This is a genomic window from Massilia cavernae, from assembly GCF_003590855.1.
Lineage (GTDB): Bacteria > Pseudomonadota > Gammaproteobacteria > Burkholderiales > Burkholderiaceae_D > Telluria_A > Telluria_A cavernae.
The window spans coordinates 1-8325 of the sequence record NZ_QYUP01000199.1 but is presented as its reverse complement, the minus strand read 5'-3'; the positions used below and the strand labels follow the sequence as shown (position 1 = coordinate 8325).

Here is an 8325-nt window from a genome sequence, read left to right as displayed (position 1 = left end):
CCACTGCAGCGCGTCGTCGCGATGCCATGTCTTCTGAAGCTCCGAGGCGATCGCTGCGGTATCCATCGGCACGACGCCGGCCTGGACTACCCGCGCCAATGTGATTTCCTGCGCCATCTTCGAATAGGTGCCGGAGGCATCGATTACCGCGAACACCTTGTAGCCCTCATGGACCGCGCTGATTGCCGGGAACGCCATGCACACGCTAGTGATCGTGCCGGCGATGATCAGGGTTTTGCGCCCGGTCTCCTTGACCGCGGCGACGAAGTCCGGGTTGTCCCACGCATTGATCTCTCCCCTGCGCGCAACGTATTTGGCGTGTGGAGCGTTCTCGTGGATTTCCGGGATCAGGGGGCCGTTGGGTCCCTGCGGAACGGATGCGGTAGTTATGACCGGCATCTTGCACAGCGTCGCCATGCTGGCCAGCGCGCCGGCATGGGCGCGCAGCTTTGGCATCGGCATATCGTTGATGGTCTGGAACAGACCGCTCTGGTGGTCGATAAGAAGCATCACGGCGTCGTCCGGATCGATGACCGGGCGGGCGCCGTTGAAATTAGCGATATTATTGAAAACACTCATCTCAATTCCCCTCAGTGTGATGGCGCCGGCACCATTGCCGGCGCTTGTGGCAAGCGCACCGACCTTGCCTGGTGCGCCTGCCGGTGGACCGCGACCGGAACCTTACCTGGCCATCTGGCCGAACCGGCCGCTGTTAAAGTCGATCACCGCTTGCTGGATTTCCTCTTTGGTATTCATCACGAACGGCCCGTGTGCGACCACAGGTTCATCGATGGCATCGCCGCTCAACAACAAGACGGTGGCATCGCTCTGCGCCTCAAGGGTCAGTTCCGCTCCCTCCCGGCCCAGCACGACCAACTGCCCTTCCTTGGCCATATGCTGGCCGTTGACCATCACGCTGCCGCGCATGACAACCAGCAAGGTATTGCGTCCCTCGACTTGGCCGAGCGTGGAGGTACCGCCCTGGTTGAGCCGCAGGTCCCACACGTCCATTGGTGTGAACGTGTGTGCCGGGCCACGATCGCCCGCGAATTCCCCCGCAATCACGCGAACCCGCCCTGCTTCGCCAGGAAGCTGCAAGCAAGGGATATCGCGGTTCAGGATCGACTGATACCCAGGCGCCGTCATCTTGTCCTTTGCCGGCAGGTTGACCCACAACTGGATCATCTCCAGCGTGCCGCCGTTCTCCGTGAAGTCTTTCGAGTGAAACTCCTCGTGGAGAATGCCGGCGCCGGCGGTCATCCACTGCACGTCCCCAGGGCCGATGATTCCTCCGCTGCCGGTGGAGTCGCGGTGTTCGACTTCACCCTGGTAGACGATGGTCACCGTCTCGAATCCGCGGTGGGGATGCTGGCCGACGCCACGCGATTCCGATGCCGGCAACGGAGTGAACTGGGCCGGCCCCGCGTAGTCCAGCATCAGGAAGGGGCTGACATGCTGTCCGAGGGATTGGTGCGAAAACAGGGTGCGAACCGGAAAACCGTCGCCAACCCAATGTGGCCGGGCACTGGTGTAAACGCCGAGAACTTTCTTCATAACTGGCTCCTGGTTTGCAGCGACACATGTCCAACTGCGATAGGACATAGTAGGCATGAAGACGTTGCGCCGGTAGTCGTCAGAACTTATACTCAGTGTCCCATTGGTAGAACACAGGCGGGACAATGCAGCAGGATCTCAACGACCTCGTCTATTTTGTCCACGTGGTTGAACACCAGGGATTTTCTCCCGCGAGCCGGGAGCTGGGCGTGCCGAAATCCAAGCTGAGCCGCCGCATTGCCTTGCTGGAAGAACGGCTTGGAGTGCGACTTCTCCAACGCTCGACCCGGCACTTTTCCGTGACCGACATTGGCCAGAGCTACTACACCCATTGCAAGGCAATGCTGGTTGAAGCCGAGGCCGCGCAGGAAGTGGTTGACCGGACACGCGCCGAGCCGCGCGGCATCGTGCGCATCGCCTGTCCGATTGCGCTGCTGCATACGCGTGTGGGTCCGATGCTAGCCGACTTCATGGCCGAAAACCCGCTGGTCACAATCCACCTCGAGGCGACCAATCGCCATATCGATGTGGTGGCCGAGGGAATCGACGTCGCCATTCGCGTGCGTGTTCCGCCATTGAAGGATAGCGACCTGGTCGTGAGGGTCTTGAGCACGCGCCGATGGTGCGTTGCTGCAAGTCCCCTTCTCCTCCAAAGAATCGCAGTCCCGCAGTCGCCTGCGGATTTGAGCGGCCTGCCGACCCTCGACTGGGGTTCGCCCATGCCTCAGCATGTATGGCACCTGGCTGGCCCCAATGGCGCCATGGCCACCATTCACCACACGCCGCGCCTTATCACCGACGACATGATTTCGCTGAGGACTGCGGCAGTGGCCGGCGTGGGAATCGTGCAGCTACCGACCATGATGATTACAGATGAACTCAAGCAGGGCACGCTGGCAATCCTGATGCCTGAATGGTCACCGAAGGGCGGAACCATTCATGCGGTCATGCCTTCACGACGGGGACTGCTCCCGTCGGTTCGCGCACTGATCGATTTCCTGGCGGCGCGGTTTGCCAAGCTGGATGAACCGTGACGACCGCGGTACCGCCGTGAAGGGCGTGCTGCTGCGTGGGCAACGGGTCAAAAACATAAAGTTGTAAATATGCATTCCCGTGTTAGAATGCGAGTCATTCTCATTTGTATTTAAAATCCCATGACCCGCTCCCTCTCATTCGTCAAGCCGACCCGTATCTCCATCGCCGTCGCCAGCACCTTTATCGCCACCGCCGCGCTCGCCCAGCAAACGACCACCCAGGCACTGCCAGAAGTAACGATCGTTGGCGCAAAAGACGTCGGCTATGAACAGAAGACTTCCGCGACCGCGATGAAGACTGACACGCTGCTGCGCGACATTCCACAATCGATCACTGTGATCACGCGCCAGTTGATGAACGACCAGGCAATGACCAGCATTGCCGACGCAATCCGCTACGTTCCCGGCATTGTCACCGCACAAGGGGAAGGCAACCGCGACACCGCCGTCTTCCGCGGCAACAGCTCGACCGGCGACTTCTACATCGACGGCATCCGCGACGACGTGCAGTACTACCGCGACTTCTACAACATCGACCGCGTTGAAGCGCTTAAAGGCGCCAATGCGATGATCTTCGGCCGCGGCGGTTCGGGCGGCGTGATCAACCGCGTCTCCAAGCAGGCCGAATGGCGTCCGATCCGCGAGGCGATGCTGAGCTTTGGTTCCGACAGCCACAAACGCGCGTCTGTCGACGTGGGTGGCGCCGTGAACTCGGACGTGGCCGTGCGCGTGAACGCGATGGCCGAACAGTCGGACAGCTATCGCAACGGCGTCGAGCTGGAGCGCAAGGGCATCAACCCGACCATGGTGATCCGCGCAGGCAAGAACACCAGCGTGAGCCTCGGCGCCGAACATTTCCGCGACGACCGGATCGCGGACCGCGGCGTACCATCGTTCAACGGGCGTCCGTACGAGACCGATGTCTCCACCTTCTTCGGCAATGCCGAACTGAGCCCGACGGCCGTGCGCGTGAATGCCTTCAACGCCCTGATCGAGCATGACTTCGGCAACGGCGTGATGCTGCGCAATCGCACCCGCATCGCCAACTATGACAAGTACTACCAGAACGTTTACGCCAACGGCGCAGTGTCGGCGACTACCGGCCGCCTCGCCATCGGCGCCTACCGTGATACCACCGACCGCAACAACCGCTTCAACCAGACTGACGTGACTTACGACTGGAACAGCGGCGCCGTGCGCCACAAGCTGGCTCTCGGCGTCGAATTCGGCCGCCAGGAGACCGACAACAAGCGCAACACCGGGACCTTCCCGACCGGCAGCGTGACTGTGCCGGCTGCTAATCCGGTGTACACGGGCGGTGTCGCGTTCACGACGCTGGGTACCAGCAACTACAGCGTGGCCGATGTCGCCTCCGTCTACCTGCAGGACCAGATCGAGTTCTCGCCGAGCTGGCAGCTGGTCGCTGGTCTGCGCTATGACCGCTTCAGCGTGGATTTCACCAACCGCCTCGCCACCAGCAACGGCTCGTTCAACGTGACCGATACGCCAGTCTCGCCGCGCGTGGGCCTGATCTACAAGCCAGCACAAGAAATGTCGGTGTACGCCAGTTATAGCCGCGCTTACGTTCCGCGCGCCGGCGACCAGCTCACTTCGCTGAGCGCTTCCAACCGCGCGTTCGATCCTGAGAAGTTCGACAACGTGGAACTGGGCCTGAAGTGGGATGTTACCCCGAGCCTCGCCGCCACCGCTGCCATCTACCAGCTGGACCGCACCAACGTGGTCGTACCCGGCCCAGTGGCCGGCACCAGCATCCTGGTGGACGGCCAGACCACCAAGGGCCTGGAGCTCGGACTGCAGGGCAAGCTGACTCAGACATGGAGCGTCATGGGCGGCTACGCCTACCAGAATGCCGAACTGACAGCCAACCAGTCCTCGACCATTCGTTCGGGCGCGAAGCTCGCGATGGTGCCGGAGCATACCTTCTCACTGTGGAATCGCTACGATATCAACCAGCAGTTCGGCGCGGCGCTGGGCCTGGTGTATCGCGACAGCCTGTTCACCTCGACCTCCAACACGGTGGTGCTGCCATCGTTCACTCGCGTCGATGGCGCGCTGTTCTACCGCATCGACAAGCAGTATCAGGTGCAGCTGAATGTCGAGAACCTGTTCGACAAGAAGTACTATGCGTCGGCCCACAACGACAACAACATCACCCCAGGTGCGCCACGCAGCGTCAAGCTGACGCTGAACGCGAAGTTCTAAGCACTACTGTAAGACAGGAAGGGCGTCCACAATTTTGTGGACGCCCTTCTTTTTTGCGCTTGCACTACGAAAGGCCACAACCTGCCGCGCCAGGCTGTCGCATCAAACATTGATGTGTTGTAAAAGCGAAAGCGTCAAGCCCATACAACGATACCCGCCCTGCCCCATCTCGTTATACACAACTTGAAAGCAAGCCCATTTCATGAAGGGTTTTGATGGTAGGAGCAGAGGCACGGACATCCACGCATCCCTCCCAGATAGTCTCGGCGCCCGGTTCGCCGTCACTTTTTCGAGCAAGGAAGCCGCCGATCCGTGCAATCATGCGCACCACCTCGTTCAGGCGTGGCACGGGAGGCGCGGGTGCCTTGTTGAGCAGATAGGCGGCTTGGATCTCATTCGGATCGAAGAACAGATTGGCGTCCGGATCCGGACAGGTGCGCCCCATGCGCATCAGATGGGCGATGCGCCACGCCACCACCAAGTACAGTGCCTCGTTGTCGAAGAAGCGGTACGCCGCCATCGTCTCGCCCCATCCGTTGCATGCCTTGTGCACGCTGGCCGTCGGCTCCGCCACCGTTGAGTAAAAAACCCATCGAGGCGAGATTTATTTTGAAACTGGTGGGGGCAGGGAAATATTTATTAATTTGCCGATCACGGCGGATCAGTTCAGCAGGTCTTGAAGACTATAATAGGCGCTAATAAAAGACAAGGTCGTTCAGAGCAATCCGATCGGAAAATAGTTTTGCCTATAGGCTCATGACGGCCGATTGTAGCTCGGCGATCAATCCAGCCACATTTGGGAGTCGCTTGGCTTCTTCGCGTAATACAATCTCAAAAGCTCGCTTTTTGAATGGGCGCATATCGATGCCTCCCGGTATGTCTCGTTCGACCGAACTTGCCAGGATATTCAGTAAACGGTCAATGGCATGGAGCCGCCCCAACAAATAGTCATTCTCGCGCGCGGCGTGACTGAAAAATCCCGCAAAGCCGCCGAAGCCGCTTCCCTTAACGACTGCGCTGCAAGGTTTCAGGTCATCGCATCATCCGGACTGATCCGATCAACGATGATTTCATGGAGCTCAGTTAATTGGAGCGCTTCATGTGGGTCTTGCATATTGATCATCGGAAAGGTAACTGCATCCCACACCGCAAACCCTAAGTAACTTATAAGTAGATCCCGGCGAAACGGCGAATCGATAGCCTGAGCTTCTGCGGATCCAAGTATTTTGTCAGTTTCATTCGTAAATCTGGCGAAGTCGCATTCCATGCCAATTTGTTCTATCACGGCGCTTATTTCATTGTTGTGGAGCGTAACAAACTCGTCCGGCTCGGGAAGTGCGCCCGCCTGGGATTGAACTCGGTTCGGCTAAAGATAGCGCATCATGCCGATGCGGTCTGAGTCCTTAGAAAACCAGTTCCCTGGTAAGTCCGCAGCGAATTGAGTTGTTGGTAAAGTCGCCGTTTCAGGGCATCAAGGGTAGAGGAAGTCATGGTGCGGCAACCCGGCTCCTGAAGTCGTGGGTACAAGCGATTGATCGCTCGCATCACAAACTGTATGCGCCGGTAACGAAAGGTAAGATCAAAGGTATCCACGAGCCTTGCGAACGGCGGAAGTTCCGCGTCATCGGCGACGCCTGGAGGGATTTCATATTCCCGACGATAAATCTCGATCCGCTGGGCCCAAAGTCGTAATATCTTTGTCACCCAATGGGCGCGCGGAGAACCTTGAGGATAGGTGCATATGGTGCAGATAAGCCGGGCCAGAAAATTCAGTCCCGCGTCTATCATCAGCCGCATATAGTTGTTGTAGAGCAGTGCAGTGTCCACGCTCAGGCAATGCGCCACTTGAAGGCGCCATTGCCGAACCTGGGTCGCGTCAGCGGGTTGATCAAGCTTGTCACCAGCAACTCCCTCAACCAGGGTCTGGACGCGTGGGGTGGTGGAATCGATGGCCGCTTTTAAGTGGCGAATTTTTTCATTGAAGATTTCAATTCGGGAAAGCTCGTTAAAGATCGGCTCGTAACGCGGGAGATCCGAGAGGGCTCCTATGATGGTTTGCACGAAACCCGGCATGAGCTCTGGTATCGGCCTTTTCTCCTCCCCCGGATGCGGATCGATATAGACCAGGCGCCGGTCCACTTCGCCGAATGCCGGGTGTGTGCTCGCGGCTTCAATCGCCTCGAAGACAGGCTTGTTATTGAGGACGCTGCCATCCACGAGGATGGCGTTCTCGGGATTCATGTTGAATTCCAGATAGTGACGAAAATTGGTGCGCAGAAACTGCTCTCTGGCCGGCCATGACTGGCGGCGTGCCGATAGAACGGAATCCATTTCTTGAATCTGAACTGGTGGAAAGGCGCCAGGAAAAGCGGACGTCGCGCGCGCAGCGAATGCAAGGGATGGCACGTTATAAAGGTCAAAGTCGCTGCGTACGGCACCGCCTTTGACGTGCTCGAACGCAAAGCGCAGGATGTGCCGGTGGTCGCGTTCCCACACGATCGGAGGGTCATGGATATAGATCGTGCGCTCAGTGCCAAAGAAATCCGTAACGGTCACCAGAAGATCCAACTTGTGACTTGGGGGAGAAGTGAGGCTGTATTGGTACGTGGCTCTCCCATGGCGCCTAGCCCGTCAAGCAGGATATTGCTAAACAGCTGACCACCGAGCGGAGGTTCGAACCATCGCGAACGCAGAAACAGCGAGAGCTTCTTCTTCGTCTCTTGATCGGGTATCGACGAAAGCGGGTTCTTCTTGTGAGCGAGCCCCCATATGAAAGGGCCTATGAATGGCCGCACATACCATTTATTCCAGAATTCCGCCTTGGCTTCCGCGGCCAGCACGCGCGCAATATCGGCCTCGTTAATCCACATGTCGGTGATCGGTTCGATACGCAGATCATGGGCAAGTGCGCGGGCCAGAACGATACCATTGATGCCGCCGGCGGATGAGCCGGCGATCACATCGACGATGACCCGCAAGTCAAGATTCCCGCTACCGATGGTCTTTAAAAAATCAAAATAGATTTCTCGGTGCTGTATTCCGGGCTATCTCCTGCGATGGATTTAAACGTGTGAGTGGCCTGCTGTTTTTCTTTTTGATCCGTCCCTGTGTGGTAGGCCTTCGAGGCCCGCACGAGCTTGAGAATCTCCTTGGTGACCCCATGTTGATAAATGGCCAGCGAGATGCCGCCATAACAAACCAGGGCCAGGCGAAGTTCCTTCTCCTTTACAGTTGCAAGTGATGGCGTCTCTGGCACGATGACTCCTAATGAGCTCATTCGCTTGCTCGACGGACGAGCCGCGCTCTGCTTACGCCTCTGCCGCTTCTGCAAATGCCTGTAGCGCTCCTTCACGTGTTGGATGAATATCGAAGATGAGATGCAGCCGGACAAGCTCGAACGCAGCTCGTACTTGCTTCGACATGCAAACAGCTTCATTCTGCCACCCGCAGCGATAGCGTGGCGCTGGCATGCTATCGTGGCGCGAGGCCAGAGCTGTCGACGAATTGCGTCTGG

At 58.3% G+C, this 8325-nt stretch carries 8 protein-coding genes and 2 pseudogenes; 2 read left to right on the top strand and 8 right to left on the bottom strand.

What is annotated here, in order from left to right; all coding sequences use genetic code 11:
• Window positions 1-579 (bottom strand): hydrolase (locus D3872_RS24855; protein ID WP_147374008.1); only part of this gene is annotated, 579 nt, incomplete at its 3' end.
• 102 nt (window positions 580-681) lie between these two features.
• Window positions 682-1554: a pirin family protein gene (locus D3872_RS24850; protein WP_119813274.1), complete on the bottom strand. Its 873-nt coding sequence runs from the start codon at window positions 1552-1554 to the stop codon at window positions 682-684.
• Between the two features lie 125 nt (window positions 1555-1679).
• Here D3872_RS24850 and D3872_RS24845 point away from each other — a divergent pair, with 125 nt between their 5' ends.
• Both D3872_RS24845 and D3872_RS24840 read left to right on the top strand, forming a co-directional pair.
• Window positions 1680-2588 carry a LysR family transcriptional regulator gene (locus tag D3872_RS24845; protein WP_119813273.1) on the top strand — a complete coding sequence of 303 codons (909 nt, stop codon included), beginning with the start codon at window positions 1680-1682 and terminating at the stop codon, window positions 2586-2588.
• Between the two features lie 120 nt (window positions 2589-2708).
• On the top strand, window positions 2709-4811 hold the full coding sequence (locus D3872_RS24840) for a TonB-dependent receptor (RefSeq protein ID WP_119813272.1): 2103 nt from the start codon (window positions 2709-2711) through the stop codon (window positions 4809-4811).
• A gap of 172 nt (window positions 4812-4983) precedes the next feature.
• Here D3872_RS24840 and D3872_RS24835 read toward each other — a convergent pair.
• The 6 genes and pseudogenes from D3872_RS24835 to D3872_RS24815 all read right to left on the bottom strand — a co-directional run.
• Window positions 4984-5301: pseudogene (locus tag D3872_RS24835) on the bottom strand (IS4 family transposase); the annotation flags it as partial.
• A 9-nt stretch (window positions 5302-5310) separates the two neighbouring features.
• Window positions 5311-5385 (bottom strand): annotated as a pseudogene (locus D3872_RS27200) (transposase DNA-binding-containing protein); the annotation flags it as partial.
• A gap of 453 nt (window positions 5386-5838) precedes the next feature.
• Window positions 5839-6096, bottom strand: a complete 258-nt coding sequence (locus D3872_RS24830) for a hypothetical protein (protein WP_147374007.1) — start codon at window positions 6094-6096, stop codon at window positions 5839-5841.
• Between the two features lie 95 nt (window positions 6097-6191).
• Complete coding sequence (locus D3872_RS24825; protein WP_182915935.1) at window positions 6192-7367, bottom strand: patatin-like protein; 1176 nt, start codon at window positions 7365-7367, stop codon at window positions 6192-6194.
• Window positions 7364-7789, bottom strand: a complete 426-nt coding sequence (locus D3872_RS24820; protein ID WP_182915934.1) for a patatin-like phospholipase family protein — start codon at window positions 7787-7789, stop codon at window positions 7364-7366. The genes D3872_RS24825 and D3872_RS24820 overlap by 4 nt, the downstream gene beginning before the upstream one ends.
• A 26-nt stretch (window positions 7790-7815) precedes the next feature.
• Window positions 7816-8325: hypothetical protein (locus D3872_RS24815; protein WP_220477005.1), on the bottom strand; the 510-nt coding region annotated here is incomplete at its 5' end.

Bases quoted from the DNA above. Each gene is read 5' to 3' on its own strand.
- D3872_RS24840 (WP_119813272.1), top strand. From the start codon at position 2,709: ATGACCCGCTCCCTCTCATTCGTCAAGCCGACCCGTATCTCCATCGCC.
- D3872_RS24850 (WP_119813274.1), bottom strand. From the start codon at position 1,554: ATGAAGAAAGTTCTCGGCGTTTACACCAGTGCCCGGCCACATTGGGTT.
- D3872_RS24845 (WP_119813273.1), top strand. From the start codon at position 1,680: ATGCAGCAGGATCTCAACGACCTCGTCTATTTTGTCCACGTGGTTGAA.